Raw genomic sequence first — 15,271 nt, 5'->3', positions numbered from 1 at the left:
ATGCGACGGATCTCGATGGATGGCGCCTCGGTGGGCGCGCGCGGACTCTGGCTCTCGCTGGCGTGGCTCAGCGCCTCGACGGCGCTCGGCTGCGGCCGGAGAGAGGCACTCCCCGCCCCGGAGGACCCGGGGGCCGAGCGGCCGGCGCAGCCGGCGCAGCTCGCGCCGCCGGCGCAGCCCGAGGAGCCGGCGGCTCCCCTGCAGGAGAGCCGGGTCGAGCGCGATGGGCTCACCATCGCGTTCGCCCTGCGGCCGCTGGATCGCGGCCAGCAGGGCGGGGGGACCGGCCCCGGGGCGGCGCGGGCTGCGGCGGCGGCGGGCTCCGACGTCGTGGCCGAGTTCACCATCACCGACGCGTCCACGGGCGCGCCGGTCCGTGGCCTCACGCCGCTCGGCTGGATGTCGCGCCGCGCCGGGGCGGACGGCGCCGCCGCGGCGAGCTTCTCCGGCGGCGCGCCCGCGGCGAGCCTCGCCAGCGGCGCGGTCGACGCCGCGCCGGACGAGGCGGCGTGCCGGGGGAAGATCAAGAGCTTCATGGCGGGCCTCCTGTCCGTGCGCCCCGAGGTCGACATGAACGCCTACCTCCTCTGGACGCTGAACCAGGACAACACCCTCTCGGCCATCAACCCGCAGGTCGCCCTCGCCAGGACGCAGCTCCGGAGCGTGGTCAGCCTCGCGGGCCGCGGCGTCTCGTTCGTCCTGCACCCCGACCGGGAGAGCCTCTACGTCACGCTCCGGGGCGGGCAGGGCCTCGCCGTTGTCGACACGCGGCGGGGGCTCGTCCGCACGAACGTCCCCGTCGGCCAGGATCCGTCGCGCGTCGTTGTCGCCCCCGACGGGCGCACGGTCTGGGTGGGCAACGACGGCGACGGGACGGTGAGCGTGATCGACGCCCGCTCGACGGACGTCCTAAGGACGCTCCCGGTAGGCCCGGGCCACCACGAGATCGCCTTCACCGGCGGCGGCCGCGCCGCGTGGATCACGAGCCAGCAGGGCGAGTCGGTGGCCGTGGTGGACGGCGAGACGCTCGAGCCGCTCGGCGAGATCGCGGTGGGCGAGGGGGTCGTCTCCATCGCGGCGAGCGATGAAGCGGGCGTGGTCCACGCGGCGAACGCCGCGCGCGGCGAGGTCGTCGTCCTCGATGCCGCGCGGCGCGCCGTCGCCGGGCGCGTCGCCCTGAAGCCCGGGCTCGGCGCGCTCCAGTTCGACCCGCGCGGGCGGTTCTCGTTCGCGCTGAACCCGGCCGCGAACGAGGTCGCCGTCCTCGACGGCGCGACGGGCGCGGTGGCGCACACGCTCACCGGGCTGGCCGCGCCGGACGCGGTCACCTTCACCGGGGCCTTCGCCTACATCCGCAACCGGGGCGCCGCGCGGGTCTCGCTCGTCGACCGGGCGGCCCTCGGCGGCCCCGCGGCCCCGCCGCTCGTCGACATCGCGGTCGGCCAGGGCCCGCCTCTCGCCGCCGCGGCGCCGCCAGGGCCGGCCGCGCTCGCCACGCCCATCGCGCCCCTGCCCGAGGGCAACGGCGCCCTCGTCGCGAGCCCGGCCGACAAAGCGCTCTACGTCTACGTGGAGGGCATGATGGCCCCGATCGGCACCTTGCCGAGCTACGGCCGCGAGCCGCGATCGATCCTCGTCGAGGACAGGTCGCTCAAGGAGGTGCGTCCGGGCGTGTACGCGACCACGGTGCGGCTCGGCGAGGGGGGGCTCTACGACGTCGAGCTCCTCCTCGACCGCCCGCGGACGGGGGTGTGCCTCGAGGCGACCGTGGCGCCCGCGCGCTGCGCCCCGGGCGACGGCGAGGCCGACGCGTCCGGCTGCGGGGACGATCCCGTGAAGGACATCGCGATCGCGCCGCTCTTCGAGCCCGATCTGCGGCTCGCGGCGGGCGAGCCCGCGACGCTGCGCTTCCGCGCGACCGCCGGCGAAGGGGGCCCTCCGCTCGACGCTGAGGACATCGAGGTGATGGTCGTCCGGTTCCCGACCGGGTACCGCTTCCGCGGCGCGCCGCGGGCCGAGGGGGACGGCACGTTCTCCGTCGCGTTCACGCCGCCCGTGCCGGGCCAGTACCGCTTCCTCGCCGCCGTCCCGGGGCGCGGGGCGCCTGTCGGCGCGCTCCCGTCCGTCCCGCTGCGGGTCTCCGCGCGCGGCGCCGGCGCGCAGGGCGGAGGTGCGCGATGAGGCCCGGGGCGGCGCTCGCCGCGGCGGCCCTCGCGCTCGCGATCTCCTCGGCAGCGCGCTTCACGCCCGCGGAGGGCAAGGCGCCGCGCGTGGAGCGGATGAAGATCGGCGGCGTCTCCCGGGAGGACGACGCCGCCGCAGCGCGGTACTTCACCAACACCGAGCTCGTCGACCAGCACGGCCGCGCGCACCGCTTCTACGACGGGCTGCTGCGGGGCCGGAAGGTGCTCATCAACTTCGCCTTCACCTCGTGCAAGGGCGTCTGCCCCACGATGACGGCGAACCTCGCGCGCGTGCAGGCGCTGCTGCGGGCGCGCGGGCAGGCGGTGACGATGCTGACGATCACGGTCGACCCGGAGAACGACACGCCGGCCGCGCTGAAGGAGTACGCCGCGAAGTTCAAGGCGGGCGAGGGCTGGTACTTCCTGACCGGCACGCCCGAGAACGTCGCCACGGTGCTGAAGCGCCTCGGCGGCCAGGTGAAGCGCCCCGACGAGCACACGATGACGCTGCTCGTCGGCGACACGTCGACCGGCATGTGGCTGAAGGCGTTCGCCACCGAGGCGCCCGAGGCGCTCGCGCGCGCCGTCCAGCACCTCAACGACCCACGGTGAGGCCTACAATGCGTTTCCTGTCGCTCGGTGCATCGAAAGCGCTGGTCCTGGCCGGCGCGCTCGCCGCGGCCTCGTGCGGCCGCGGGGGCGCGCCTCCCGGCGAGCACGCCGCCCCCGCTCCCGCGGGGCCGCCTGGGCTCCCTCCGGACGCCGCCGCCGCCGCGGGGGCGCCTGGGCTCTCCCCGGACGGCGCGGCGGAGGTGCGCGCCTCGCCGGCGACGGGCGTCGAGGTCCTGGACGAGGAGCTCGTGGATCAGGACGGCCGGCCCGTCCGCCTGCGCGAGCTCGCGAAGGACCGGGTGCTCGCCGTCAATTTCATCTTCACGACCTGCACGACGATCTGCTCGCCGATGACGGCCATCTTCGGCCGGCTCCAGACCCAGCTCGGCGACGCGCTGGACCGGGACGTGCGGCTCGTCTCGATCTCGCTGGACCCCGCGATGGACACGCCGGAGCGGCTGAACGCGTACGCCGAGAAGTTCGGCCGGCGGAAGGGCTGGTCGTTCCTGACGGGGCGGCGCGAGCGCGTGAACCGCGTGCTGGACGCGCTCGGGGGGCGCGCGCCGATCAAGGAGCGGCACACGCCGATCACGCTCATCGGGCGCGAGGCGGAGGGCCGCTGGACGCGGGTCGAGGGCATCGCGCCGCCGGGGCGCCTCGCGGACGAGGTCCGGGCGTTCCTTCCGCCGCGCGGGGCAGCGGCGCGGAGCGTGGGTGGTGGCTAGGCCGAGGGCCCGTCGCCTTGGCATGGCGCGGCTCGGCCTCCTGGCCGCGGTGCCGGTGGGGATCTGCGCGTTCGCGGCGTGGGCGCTCGGTCGCGACGAGCATGCGCCCCGGGCGCACGCGCCTGCGGCGGGCGAGGCGGCGTCGTGCGAGGAGCTCTCGCCGGCCGCCCGGCGCGGCAAGCGCATCTACCAGCGCGGCGCGACCGAGGACGGCCGGGCCGTCGAGGGCGCGATCGCCGGCGGCGCCGCGGCGCTCTCCGGCCGTGAGGCCGCCTGCGCGGGCTGCCACGGCCCCAGCGGGGAGGGGACGACCGAGGGGGGCGTCACGGCACCGCCGCTCGCGGCGGAGCGGCGCCTGGCGGCCAGCGGCGAGCGGGGTGGGGGAGCAGGGCAGGGCAGGGGGACAGGCGAGGGGGCGATGACCGCCGCCGCCCTGGTGACGGCGATCCGCGAGGGGCGGGGGCCCGCGGGGCAGCGGCTGAGCCCGGTGATGCCGCGGTACCGCCTGGCGGACGCGGATCTATCGGATCTCGTTGACTATCTGGGTTGTGTCGGCCGGGATCTGGACCCGGGCGTCACGATGGGCTCGGTGGCGCTGGGCGCCGCGCTGCCGCTGACCGGGCCGGAGGCGCCGGTGGGCGCGGCCGCGCGCGACGTGCTGACGGCGGCGTTCGCCGAGGTGAACGCGCGAGGCGGCCTCTACCGGCGGAGGCTCGAGCTGCGCGTGGAGGACAGCTCCGGGCCGGCGGGCGAGGCCGGGGCGACGGCGCGCCTCCTGGACCGGGGCGTGCTGGCGCTGGTGGGGAGCGCCTTCGACGGGGATCCGGCGCTGCGGGCGCGCCTCTCGGAGGAGCGGGCGCCGCTCGTGGGGCCCTTGGCGCTGGCGGGCGCACCCGGGTTGGCCAGCGGGGCTGGCGGGGCAGGCGCACCCGGGTTGGCCGGCGGCGCCCCTGGCCGCGCGCGGGATGTCGCGGCAGGGGCCGACGACATGGTGTTCCAGGTGCTGCCGGGGCCGGACGTGCTGGCCCGCGTGGCGGTCAAGCACCTCGCCGGTGCTCCGGCGAACGCGGCTGCGGCCGCGCTGGTCGTGCACACGCGCGACCGCGCTGGCGAGGCCTGGGCGTCGGGCGCGCGCGAGGAGGCCGCCCACCGCGAGCTCCCGCAGCTCTCGACGCTGCCCTTCGAGCCAGGCCGCCTCTCGCCGCGCGACGTCGCCGATGCGGCGCGTGCGCATGGAGCGAAGGCGGTGCTCTTCTGGGGCCCCGGCGCGGAGCTCGCGAGCGCTCGGGCCGCGCTGGACGCCGCCGGATCGGCCGTGCCGATCTACGCCTCGGCGGGATCGATCGCCGGCCACGCCGGGGCGCTGTCCCGCGACCTCGCCGGCCGCGTGCTGTTCCTGTACCCGGGCTCCCTGGGCGAGCGGGAGCGGGCCTCGGAGGAAGCGCTGCGGGCCTTCCTGCGCCGGGCCGGCGTGGCGCCGGGGCCGCTCGGGATCCAGGCGAGCGCCTACGTCGCGGCGCAGATCGCGATCGAGGCGCTGAAGCGCGCCGGCGCCCACGCGACGCGGGAGGGGCTGATCGCGGCGCTCGAGCGGCTGCGCGACTTCGACGCGGGCCCGGCCCCGCCCGTGACCTTCGCCCGGAACCGCCGGACCGGTGTCCTCGGAGCGAGCCTTCTCTGGATGGATCCGACGTCCGACACCGCCGTGCGAGCGTCGGAGTGGATCGAGGTGGTCCCGTAGGGCGGGGCCATCCCGACATCGGTCCTCCCTGCCGACGCACCGTGCTCTCGTGACCAGGGCGAGTGCAGCCATCGCGCGCGCGTCCTCGCCCGAGCCGATGAGCTCAGCGACCCAGGATGATGCGAGCCTCCCCGGGCTGGTTCCCCATGCGGGGTCGCGCTAGGCTCGGCGCCATGGGTGATCCCGCCACGATGCGGAACATGAGCGCCGCGGAGTACCTGGCGTGGGAGCGGAGCCAGCCTGCGAAGCACGAGTACCATCTCGGCGAGGTGTTCGCGATGGCGGGTGGCAGCCCTCGGCATAACTTGCTGTCAGGCGCCATGATCGCGGAGCTTCGAGCGGCCGTTCGCGGCAAGGGGTGCCACGTGCTGACGTCCGATCAGCGGATCTCGGCCGAGCAAGGGCAGCGCTACGTCTATGCGGACTCGGTCGTGGTGTGCGGCCCCATGGACACGGAACCTGGCACGAGCGATGTCCTCACGAACCCGTGCATCCTTGTCGAGGTCCTCTCGCAGAGCACCGAGCCCTACGACCGCGGCAAGAAGTGGGCGGCGTACCAGCGCCTCGCCTCGCTGACGGACTACGTGCTCGTTTCGCAGACGTCTGCGCGGGTCGAGCACTATCGTCGCGAGGCGGATGGCTCCTGGCGCTACCGGGTGCTGGAGGCCGGCGACACGCTGACGCTGGCGAACGGCGCTACCATCTCGATCGACGCGGTGTACGAAGGCGCGTTCGAGCTCGCCGGCGACTGACGTGGGCGGAGGCCGCGCGCCCGTATTCGCCACGAGGCCGGCCTATCGGTAGTAGGGCACCTTGCAGCGCTGGTAGGTTCGGAGCTTCTTGAACAGATGGTTGCGGCTGTTCGACGGCGATAGCACCTCACATACCCAGTCCGGCCGTACCTGGATGGGCACCTCCCGAGGCAGCTCCGGCAAGCGCTCGCGCAGCCACCCCGTCACATCGGGACGGTAGACCTCATGGGTTTCCAGCTCGACCTCGACCTCGGTCGCGAACCATAAGCCTCCGGGCCAGCGGCCGCCGGGCTGCCGGTCATAGGGTCCGCTGATCCGGCTCCCGATCCGGAGCTGAGCGCGCCCGTGCGGGCCGCTCGGCATGGCCTTGCGAACGAGCTCGCCACCGATGACCTCGTGGAAACGCTCGCGCTCGGGGATGGCCAACAGATCGTCCGCGGTGGCGGGGCGACGGGCGGAAGCGGCTCCGGACATGCCCGCAGGATAGCGCTGGCGGCTGCCGAGTCGTGCACTGCGCCGAGCCGATGACGCGCCCGGTGTCGTGGAGCAGCGCCTTCCACGCTTCGAGCTTGTCTCGATCGGCCTGGCTCATCCGCTTGCGCCTGGACGGAGCGGCCCGCGAGAGAGCCGAGAAACGGCGTCACGACGCACGCACCGCCCAGGCCTCGAAGGAAAATTCGGGGCTGAGCTCGTCGTCGGCGACGACGACGAGGCGCTCCGCCGGTTGGGATGCCGCGCGGTCGGCCCGGCGCGCATCGGTTCGGACGTCGCGCTTCCGCTCCTCGATCGCGGCCTGGCTGCGCTCGAGCAAACCCGCGGCGATCGCCGGGTCGTCTTCGACCTGCGCCTCGACGTGGGGTCGGTCACCCCGGCGGCGGCCGGAGCCGGCTTGCCTTCGCCCCTCCCGCTCGGTAGCGTCGGTCCCGGGTAGATTCTCGTGCCGGCCCCGATCGTCGTCGACATCGCGTCGGGCCCTGCCGTGCATGGCGAGCTCCCGGCGCTCCTCATCGAGGCGTGCTCCCGCGCCGCCGGCGGCGGCGGGTGCGCGCTCGGCGACCCGAAGCGCGCCGGGACTCCCGTCCGGGCGCTCGCCGTCGTCTGGCTGGACGGCCCGGACTACCGCCGCCTGCGGGTCGACGTCGCCTCCGTCGGCGCCCCGGAAGGCACGCTCTCGTCGCGCGAGATCGAGTTCCGCGAGGAGGATCCGCTGCCCGACCGCTACCGCACCGCGGGGCTGCTGGTCGCGGCCCTTTCGTCGGAGCGCGCCGGCGCCCCGGCGCCGCCCGAACCGACCGGCGCGACCGGCGCGGCGGCGGCCGGCGTCGAGCCGGCGGCCGCCTCGCCGCCGCCGCGCCCGCTGGGCTGGTTCCTCGCCGCCGGCGGGCTCGTCGGCAACGGGCTCGATCGCGGCCCCGCCGGCGCTGCGGGCCCCGCCCGCGCCGGCGCCTGGGTCATGGCCACGGCGCTCGACCGGCGCTCGGGGTTCTTCGGGACCCTCCAGGCGTCCTATGCCACGGCCCTGCGCGAGCCGGCCCCGGGGCTGTCCGTCCAGTGGCTCGCGCTCGGGGGCGGCGGCGGCCTCGCCGCGCCCATCGTGCCGCTCGACGCGCTCGTCCGGGCGAGGATCGAGGCCGCCGCCGACTGGGTGATCGCCTCCCCGGGCGACCCGAAGAAGCCCGAAGAGACAGGGCACGGGTGGGCCATCGGGACGCGCACGGCGATCGACCTCGTATGGCCGGCCGAGGGCAGCGTGGCCCTCCTCGGGAGCGCCGAGGCGTTCGTGCGGATCCATCAGACCGACCTCCGCGTCCGCCCGAAGCCCGAGGCGGCGCTGCCGAAGGGCGGCGTCACGGGGATGCTGGGGGTGCAGCTGCGCCTGCGCTGATTCCGCGTGTCAGAAACCCCGCCAGGATTTCTGAGACGACGCGGCGGAGGCGGACGAAATGCCAATGATTTCAATATGTTCTGTCTGATTCGTGGCCGGGTCGCTCGCCGGCGTGACCCAACGCGGGCCCAACGGGCCGCCTGCAGCCACCGGGGCGCCCGCTGCGGGCTGGCCGGCGTGGTCATCGACCGCGCCCGGCGCTCGGTGGTGCAGCGCGCGGACAAGGGACGCGTCGTTGCTCGGCGACGGCGAGCCCGCCTCCGGGCCCGCGGACATGGGATCACTTCCACCTAAACGGCCGCCCCTGCCGTTCAGCTCGGGGATCGCTTCGTCCAGAGGCGCGAAATCCCCCAAGCCGAGCTCAGCGACCTTGCGTGCCGCGCGCTTGTAGTGGTGGATCTGACGGCTCGACTTATGCCCGGTCCGATCGGAGATCCACGTCTCCGTGCGGCCGTTCGCGAGCTTGATCGTGATGAAGGTCGCACGGGTGTCGTGCAAGCGTATATTCAGCCGTGACTGCGTGGTCTCGAACAACTCGGGCCGATCGATGCCAGCACGGCGCAGGTGATTTCGAAAGTTGTGCGCCCCACTGCGCCCCGGCAGGGGCCCGCTCGGCCCAATGAAGACACGCTCTTTCGGGGGACATATAGCGAAATAGATCCGAAGCGCGCGCACGACGTCGGGTGAGAGTGCCCAGGCGCGTGGGTCATCCGTCTTGTTCTCGTCGAGCACCACGGCGCCGCGCTCGAGATCGAGGTCGGACGGCTCCAGCCTTCCGGCCTCGTCTGCACGCATTCCCTCGCGAATCAGGAAGCCATAATAGATCCGATAAGACAGCGGAATATTCACCGCCGCCATGAGGCGCCTGTCCTCGTCGGGATAGAGGGAGCCTTTGGCCTTATTGTCCTCCGCCTTGGGGATCCATCCACGCGGCAGCGGATTGCTGGCGATGATGCGCGCCGGATAGGTCGCGAGCGCTAGTATCCGATGAATGACCTTTGCGACTCCTTGGCGCGAGGAGTCTTCAAGATGCCCTGGCAGCATGGAGATCGCTCGATCCGCATGATCGAGCGTCAAACGAGAGAGAGGAACGGGGCCGAGTACACCTAGAACATGATTGAGCTTATGCCGGTATTGCTCCGGATGGCGAAGCGCTTTCACATGCAGTGGGTATTGCTCGGCGAGCCTTCCAGAAACAACCAAATCGGCGAACTCAGCGAAGGTTGTTTCCCCGGACGCGCGTGCACGCGCTTCGCCCCTGCAGAGCTGCTCGATGGCAAGCCGGACGTCGCGAAGCGCGCTGCCCTCGCGCGCAGCAGCGCGCTCCAGCAGCGGCAAGCCGAGCACGATTTGGCCGGCTGCGAGCAGGCGCCCGGCGAGGTCGGCCAGCACCTCCAAGCGCGCGTTGGCTTCCTGCTCGGTCCGGCACGTCGGCAAGCTGAACGTGGATCGACCAGCCTCGCCGAGGCTGAGGCGCGCGGTCCACGTCTTCCCACGCAGCCGGACGGACCCGGAGCCGTTGGCGCGCTTGTCTCCTGCTGGGCTGCCAGGGGCGCGGGCGGCCAGCTTCGGGCGATCCGTCGTGCTCGCCGAACTCGGCGAGTCTGCGACGGGCACAGCTGCCTCAGCGGCCGGAGAGGGGCGCCCGCCAGAGCGGCTCGGACGCGAACGCCGGTCGGTCGACGCTGGTGCAGGGAGGGATGAGGCGGGGGACGACGCTGAGCGCTTGGCGCGCGCCCGTCGCTGGGGTACGTCGGTCATGGGTCGGTCTCCGGTGATAGCGGGGCTCGATCAAGGGCCCGTCCGGCGTTCCACCGCCGAGCGGGCCCGCTCTACTTCGGCGGCAGTCTAGCACGACGTGTTCCTGGGGGAGGAGCGCTCGCCCGGTGGGTGTTCGGGCATGGGACAGATTCAAGGCCGACAGAGGCCAGCACCGCGGCAATCCGTGTGCGCTCATCCACCTCTGCGTCACGGCGCGAGGCTGGGTCACCAGCCAGCGCCTGGAGGTAGGCGACGAACGCTTCGCGCTGGACGAGGCGCAGCTTGCCAAGCCTCGTGACCGCCAGCGGGAAGCCGGGCCCGCGGATCGTGTCGAGGTAGACGCGTGCCGGGATCCCGGTGACCGACTCGACGTTCTTCTGCGAGAGCATCTCCGGCTGCGGCGCTGTGAGCGTGAGCCCCTCCAGCGGGATCGCGAGCGTCGCCGTTGCCGTGGTGGGCTGGGGAAGCCCCCTCGGGGGGCACGATCTTCGGGCTGGCACGTCCGGGAATGTCCTCTCGACGACGCGTGTGCCGTGTTCCGCCTGACGAAGCGCAAGGGGTGCCGATACACGGGCGAGAGCCGCTCGTGTCATAGTGTACCTCCATCCGTGTTGGGTTCGTTCGCAACCGTGATCGCCGTTCCTGGAAGGAGCACGAAACGGTAATTCCGTGTCGCCGGTAATTCGACACGAATTGCCCGGAGACCTGCCTGGGGAAAACACCCTGTCGCATCGCGGGGTTGGGTGTTCTGGAAAGCCCTGCCGAGGGGCCGAAGATGGGGGGTGCGAACGACTCGATCTGGTAATTCGCTCGCTCCGGCGATGCCGCGCGTGGAGGCGACGTAGAGCCACCCATCGGGCCTTGTCCACCCCGGGCGAGCGCGACCCCGCAAGCGCGACGCCGTCGCAGAGATCGAGGCGGACGTCGGCGAACATTGCGTCGTCGGCCTCGTCCATCGGGCCGAGCGCGGGGCCGTACCGGCGCCGTGACAGCACTCCTTGACGCACCTGGAGCTGCACGAGGTCGCCCATGCGCCAGCGTCGCCTGCTCCCTGAATTGGGATCGGCGAGCGGGCGCGATAGGAACGCACGGGAGAGGTACGCGGCGAAAGTCCAGCGCGACGCCGCTTCATGTGCTCGACTAGCGCGCTTCCCGCCGGGCAGCACTGCACCGCAGACCAGTATGCCGATCGCTCGGACGTGGGCTCGGGGCCGCGGGCGTCCCGCGCTCCGCCGCCTCCCACGCGGCTCGCAGGCTGCTTGCAAGTTTTCCTCCCCCCTCCATCGGCGGTCCCATTCGCTTCAGCGCCTCCAGGCGCACAGCCTCCAGCCTCGACCGGCGCGGCGCCGTCGCCCGGCGCTTCTCCACGAGCTCGCCGAGCACCTGCGCCGCGCGCTCCCACTGCTCCGCCGCCCCCGGCGCGTGCGCGATCCTTCGCACGGCGTTCCAGGGCGCTTCAAGCTGATCACACAGGTTGCCGATCTCGGGGTGCAGCCGTGCGATCGCGCGCAGGTGGCACCGGGTCTGCTTGTTCATCTGGAAACACTCTTCCAGGACGTGGCTCGGCGCGCGGACAACTCCGCACGCGAGCTCGTACCAGCGCCGCGAGCTCATGCGTCTACAAAAGCACCGAACCAGAAACCTGCCAGAGCGAAGCCTTCATTTTCTGTTCAACTTTAAAGAGCGTTAAAGCACAGTACAAGAGTCGGCTCCTGGCGAGGGCGACGGCATTAAAGTCTGATGTAGCGTGTGACCAAGACGACGCTGGTTCTCACGTGGCACCGTGACCTGACTGGCATTCGCTGGGGCCCGATCACGTGACCTCGGTGTGCGGGGTGACCCCTCCGGCGATCCCACGGCCCGGCCGTCGAGCGAGGCCAGCCCGCTCAGCGTCGCGGCCGCGAGCCGCGCTGGCGTCCACCTGGGCGAGCTCCGCCCAGCGCCAGCCTCCCGTCTGGACGAGCTCCGCGGCCCGTGCGCCGTGTTCGCGCCCCGCCGCGTGCTCGCCTCCAGGCTCCAGGCCCAGGCCGCCCCGGCGTCCGCCAGGACGAGCTCACGCCGCGCCGCTCGGGCCGGCCCGCGGTCGTGCCCGCCGCGCGCCGCCCTGTCGCATGCGACAAAACGGAGGTCAGCGGCTCGCCGGAGACGCTCTGCGGAGACCGCGCAAAATTACCAAATCGACCCCTTCGCGCCCCCCCAAAATCGGCCCCTCGGGCGCTCCCTCGAAACGGTCTAACTGCGCGTCATCAGAGCGGGTTCCCCGCCTGACTAGATCCCGGTAACTCGCGACGAGTTACCGGGTCGTCAGAATTACCATTTCGGGCCTCCTCACGCGCGCTCGTTCAGGCTCTGTCCCGAACCCGAAACGCCAACACAACGGAGGCCCGGATGTGGCAGGAGTAGCTACCCTCGCGCGGTCGGCGGCTCCAGACGCGCGGTCGGCGGACCGCGGGTGAGCGCCATGGCCGTCGGCGACGGGGAGGTGATCACCTACGCGCCCGGGGGTTGATGTGCGCAGTGGCAGCGGTGGGGCGAAGCGCTTACGGCGAGGTGGTCGCAGTTGGAGCGGCGTGGTCGCGTTTCAGGCAAACGCGACCCCTACCCGCCGTTGGCGCGCATCGCTCCTGTCGGTTTGCGGGCGGCGCGAACGGCCGGCTTCGGGCATTCCGTCGAGCGAGAGGCGGGCGCTTGACCCCTTCCGCCGTTCGCTCACCCGCTCCTCGGGAGCACGATCGTCGAGGCGCTGCTTCAGGGTTACGCCTGCCGGCTGCGCGACGCGCTGCACGGTCGCGGGCGCGCCTCTCAGCGCGCGCCGGCACCGCAGATCCCGGCAATTTGCCGAGCTCGTGGGGCGGGCTCTATCCTTGTGCAGAGATCATGCCGAACCTCTCCCTCTCATTCGCCTCGAAGGAAGCGTCGCTCTCTGTGCGCCGCTTTTCGGTCCAGGAGCGGATGTCATCGCTCTTCGAGGTCTCCGTTCTGGCTGCCTCCGAGCGTGACGATCTCGATCTTGACAGCCTCGTTGGCAAGGCCGCCGCTTTCAAGGTCGCGTCGGGTACAACGCACCCCCTCTCGCCGGCGCGGGTCTGGGCCGGCCTGTGCGCCGACATGGAGCAGGTGAAGGCCGAGCCGACGGGGCTGTCCACCTACCGGCTGCGCATCGTGCCCTGGCTGTTTCGCACGACGTTGCGGAGCAACAGCCGCATCTTTCAGCACCTCACGATCCCGGAGATCGTGCTCCGCATCCTGGGCGAGTGGGAGATCCAGCCGGAGGTCCTGCTCGGGGCGAAATACCCGGTGTACGAGTACCGCGTTCAGTACGGCGAGACCGACTTCGCTTCCCTGAGCCGCTTGCTCGAAGAGGCGGGCATCTCATACTACTTCGCGCACGACGAGGAGAGCGGAGGCGAGGGAACCGGGCTCAGCCGCCTCATCCTGAGCGATGCGCCTCAGAACAACGGAGCCCGCCGAGGGCCTCCGATCCCTTACGCTGACAACCCGAACGAGGCCGCCGGGCGCGAGTTCGTGACCGAGGTGGTCGTACGCCACGACGTTCGGCCCGCTCGTGTCACCCTTCGCGATGTCGACTTCCGGACCCGGCCTGATGTGCGGCTCTTCGCCGACGCCGAGATGGGCGCCAGCGACGAGCTACGCTACGAGCAGTTTCCTGTCCATCCAGCGGCGTTCGTCGTCGAGCCGGGCAAGGGTGGCGAAACGCCGGTCGCTGACGACCGGGGCATCGCCCGGGTCGATCTCGCGGAGGCGAAGGCGCTGGCAGCGCGGAGCCTGGAACGCGAGCGGAGCGGCCGACGGTCCGTCCGGTTCCGGACGAACGTGATCGACCTCGCTCCCGGCACCGTCTTCTCGATAACACGTCATCCGCGGGAAGGTCTCGCGCGTGACCGGGGGTTGCTCGTCGTTGCCTCGACCTTCGAGGGTGATCACGACGGCGAATGGACCGCGCGCGGCGACGCCGTGTTCACGAGCGATCCCTACCGGCCCGCGCTGCAGACGGCGAAGCCGTGCGTCGTCGGCGTGCAAAGCGCGATCGTGGTCGGTCCTCCCGGCGAAGAGATCCATACCGACGAGTTCGGTCGTGTGCGCGTGCAGTTCCCCTGGGACCGCGAGGGTCGCTCCGACGACACGAGCTCGTGCTGGATACGCGTGAGCCAGGGATGGGCTGGCGGCGGGTATGGGATGATGGCGATCCCCCGCGTTGGCCAGGAGGTACTGGTCGAGTTCTGCCACGGCGATCCCGATCGGCCGGTGATCGTAGGCCGCCTCTATAACAGCACGATGCGCGTGCCCTATTCGCTGCCCGCCGAGAAAACCAAGAGCGGCTGGAAGAGCGCCTCATCCCCCGGTCCGGACGGATATAACGAGCTCTCGTTCGATGATGCCAAGGGGCGCGAGGTCCTCCACCTCCACGCGCAGCGCAATTACACCGAGGTGATCCGGCGCGATCAGCGTTCGACCGTGCTTGGGAACCGATCGGCCAGCGTGACCGACGGCGACGCGGTGACCGTCGGGGGCAGCCAGAGCACGAGCATCGGGAAGAGCCACAGCCAGACGATCGGCGAACACCAGACGAGCACCGTTGGCAAAGGCCGTACCTCGATCGTCGGGACATCGGATGCGGTCGATGCCGGCGAGAGCCAGAGCGTCACGGTCGGCGGCGGCGTCGGGTACACCATTACCAAGGATCAAACCGTCCACATCACGAACGGCGTCGCGTCGATCCGGATCACGCCTTCCGGCATCTTCATCGATGCGCAGGGTGACCTCGAGATCTCGGCAGGCGGCGTGCTCAAGCTCTCCGGCAAGGAGGTGCAGATCGACGGCACGCCGAACGTGTTCATCAACAGCACGGGGGCGAAGGCGCCTTCGGTGGCCACGATCGGCGAGGCCAGGGAGCCGGGACGTCCCGGCAGCAGCGCGCCGGCCGGCAAGGGCGAAGGCAACGGCGGGGCGCGGGGGCCGCGGGGATGAGGCGCACCTTGCCGCGCCTCGCCCGGCACGGTGCAGCGGCGCGGCGGCTGCGCAGGTAGCGCCTTGACGCCGGGGCGGGCGTGGTGCTTTCAAGGCGAGCGCCGCACGCTCAGCGTGGCGCGTCACGGCAGCGACGCCAGCGGGGAGCCCGAGACATGCCGCGTTACGAGAATTCCGACGTGTCCTTCGACGTACCGCGCGACTGGGAGGACCGATCGATCGTCGCCTTCGCGGCTTCGCCCGAGCCGGGCCAGGCCACGACCGCCAGCGTGGTGATGACGCGCGACGCGCTCGCGGCAGACGAGGATCTCCGCAGGTACGGCGACCGACAGCTCCTGGAGCTGGCCAAGCGGCTCGAAGGGTTCCAGCTCCTCGCGCGGCACGAGCGAGCGGTCGGCGGCCGGCCAGGGCTGGAGCTGCGCTTCGCGTGGCGTGGGCAGAGCGGGCCGCTCGAGCAGCGGCTCCTGTTCGTGGCAGGGCGCCGGCCGACGGTGCTGAGCTTCACGGCGACGATTCCGAGGGATGAGGTCGCACGGCTCGACCCGATGTTCGATCGAATCTTCGCGAGCGTCAGGATCGCGGGCTCGCCTGAGGGCTGACGTCTCGCCTTCCCCGTCGAGGTC

At 72.1% G+C, this 15,271-nt stretch carries 13 protein-coding genes; 8 read left to right on the top strand and 5 right to left on the bottom strand.

Features of this window, described 5'->3' with window-relative positions:
- The 5 genes from ACSRUE_RS37660 (at position 1) to ACSRUE_RS37640 (ending at position 6,013) form a co-directional block, all read left to right on the top strand.
- The gene (locus ACSRUE_RS37660) at positions 1–2,181 is read left to right on the top strand and encodes a YncE family protein (protein WP_441287792.1); all 2,181 of its coding nucleotides are present in this window, start codon (positions 1–3) and stop codon (positions 2,179–2,181) included.
- Positions 2,178–2,795 carry an SCO family protein gene (locus ACSRUE_RS37655; RefSeq protein WP_441287791.1) on the top strand — a complete coding sequence of 206 codons (618 nt, stop codon included), beginning with the start codon at positions 2,178–2,180 and terminating at the stop codon, positions 2,793–2,795. Before ACSRUE_RS37660 ends, ACSRUE_RS37655 begins: the two co-directional genes overlap by 4 nt.
- A gap of 8 nt (positions 2,796–2,803) precedes the next feature.
- Positions 2,804–3,520 carry an SCO family protein gene (locus ACSRUE_RS37650; RefSeq protein ID WP_441287790.1) on the top strand — a complete coding sequence of 239 codons (717 nt, stop codon included), beginning with the start codon at positions 2,804–2,806 and terminating at the stop codon, positions 3,518–3,520.
- A complete protein-coding gene (locus ACSRUE_RS37645) occupies positions 3,513–5,261 on the top strand; it encodes a cytochrome c/ABC transporter substrate-binding protein (protein WP_441287789.1) in 1,749 nt (582 codons plus the stop codon). The genes ACSRUE_RS37650 and ACSRUE_RS37645 overlap by 8 nt, the downstream gene beginning before the upstream one ends.
- Before the next feature lie 173 nt (positions 5,262–5,434).
- Positions 5,435–6,013: a Uma2 family endonuclease gene (locus tag ACSRUE_RS37640; protein WP_438042925.1), complete on the top strand. Its 579-nt coding sequence runs from the start codon at positions 5,435–5,437 to the stop codon at positions 6,011–6,013.
- A gap of 42 nt (positions 6,014–6,055) precedes the next feature.
- Here the strand turns inward: ACSRUE_RS37640 and ACSRUE_RS37635 are convergent, their stop codons facing one another.
- Positions 6,056–6,439, bottom strand: a complete 384-nt coding sequence (locus ACSRUE_RS37635) for a Uma2 family endonuclease (RefSeq protein ID WP_441287788.1) — start codon at positions 6,437–6,439, stop codon at positions 6,056–6,058.
- Positions 6,440–6,653: 214 nt separating this feature from the next.
- Positions 6,654–6,824: a hypothetical protein gene (locus ACSRUE_RS37630; protein ID WP_441287787.1), complete on the bottom strand. Its 171-nt coding sequence runs from the start codon at positions 6,822–6,824 to the stop codon at positions 6,654–6,656.
- Positions 6,825–6,950: 126 nt separating this feature from the next.
- Here ACSRUE_RS37630 and ACSRUE_RS37625 point away from each other — a divergent pair, with 126 nt between their 5' ends.
- Entirely contained in the window at positions 6,951–7,898 is a 948-nt protein-coding gene (locus ACSRUE_RS37625) for a hypothetical protein (protein WP_441287786.1), read from the top strand.
- A gap of 9 nt (positions 7,899–7,907) precedes the next feature.
- Here ACSRUE_RS37625 and ACSRUE_RS37620 read toward each other — a convergent pair whose 3' ends face one another.
- The 3 genes from ACSRUE_RS37620 to ACSRUE_RS37610 form a co-directional block, all read right to left on the bottom strand.
- Complete coding sequence (locus ACSRUE_RS37620; protein ID WP_441287785.1) at positions 7,908–9,515, bottom strand: tyrosine-type recombinase/integrase; 1,608 nt, start codon at positions 9,513–9,515, stop codon at positions 7,908–7,910.
- A 215-nt stretch (positions 9,516–9,730) separates the two neighbouring features.
- On the bottom strand, positions 9,731–10,252 hold the full coding sequence (locus tag ACSRUE_RS37615; protein ID WP_441287784.1) for a hypothetical protein: 522 nt from the start codon (positions 10,250–10,252) through the stop codon (positions 9,731–9,733).
- A gap of 547 nt (positions 10,253–10,799) precedes the next feature.
- Positions 10,800–11,195 (bottom strand): hypothetical protein, encoded by a 396-nt coding sequence (locus tag ACSRUE_RS37610; RefSeq protein ID WP_441287783.1) that lies wholly within the window; start codon positions 11,193–11,195, stop codon positions 10,800–10,802.
- 1,341 nt (positions 11,196–12,536) lie between these two features.
- Between ACSRUE_RS37610 and ACSRUE_RS37605 the strand changes: the two genes are divergently transcribed.
- Both ACSRUE_RS37605 and ACSRUE_RS37600 read left to right on the top strand, forming a co-directional pair.
- Positions 12,537–14,648 carry a type VI secretion system Vgr family protein gene (locus ACSRUE_RS37605; RefSeq protein WP_441287782.1) on the top strand — a complete coding sequence of 704 codons (2,112 nt, stop codon included), beginning with the start codon at positions 12,537–12,539 and terminating at the stop codon, positions 14,646–14,648.
- A 179-nt stretch (positions 14,649–14,827) separates the two neighbouring features.
- The gene (locus tag ACSRUE_RS37600) at positions 14,828–15,247 is read left to right on the top strand and encodes a DcrB-related protein (protein ID WP_441287781.1); all 420 of its coding nucleotides are present in this window, start codon (positions 14,828–14,830) and stop codon (positions 15,245–15,247) included.
- Positions 15,248–15,271 lie beyond the last annotated feature (24 nt).

It is taken from the genome of Sorangium sp. KYC3313, from assembly GCF_052075895.1.
GTDB lineage: Bacteria > Myxococcota_A > Polyangia > Polyangiales > Polyangiaceae > Sorangium > Sorangium cellulosum_B.
The sequence above is the reverse complement of the archived record's forward strand: the minus strand, read 5'-3'. Positions and strand labels throughout refer to the sequence as shown.

What these genes read in the sequence shown, in the direction of transcription:
- ACSRUE_RS37660 (WP_441287792.1), top strand. Translation starts at nt 1, where the DNA reads ATGCGACGGATCTCGATGGATGGCGCCTCGGTGGGCGCGCGCGGACTC.
- ACSRUE_RS37655 (WP_441287791.1), top strand. Translation starts at nt 2,178, where the DNA reads ATGAGGCCCGGGGCGGCGCTCGCCGCGGCGGCCCTCGCGCTCGCGATC.
- ACSRUE_RS37650 (WP_441287790.1), top strand. Translation starts at nt 2,804, where the DNA reads ATGCGTTTCCTGTCGCTCGGTGCATCGAAAGCGCTGGTCCTGGCCGGC.
- ACSRUE_RS37640 (WP_438042925.1), top strand. Translation starts at nt 5,435, where the DNA reads ATGGGTGATCCCGCCACGATGCGGAACATGAGCGCCGCGGAGTACCTG.
- ACSRUE_RS37615 (WP_441287784.1), bottom strand. Translation starts at nt 10,252, where the DNA reads ATGACACGAGCGGCTCTCGCCCGTGTATCGGCACCCCTTGCGCTTCGT.
- ACSRUE_RS37610 (WP_441287783.1), bottom strand. Translation starts at nt 11,195, where the DNA reads ATGAACAAGCAGACCCGGTGCCACCTGCGCGCGATCGCACGGCTGCAC.
- ACSRUE_RS37605 (WP_441287782.1), top strand. Translation starts at nt 12,537, where the DNA reads ATGCCGAACCTCTCCCTCTCATTCGCCTCGAAGGAAGCGTCGCTCTCT.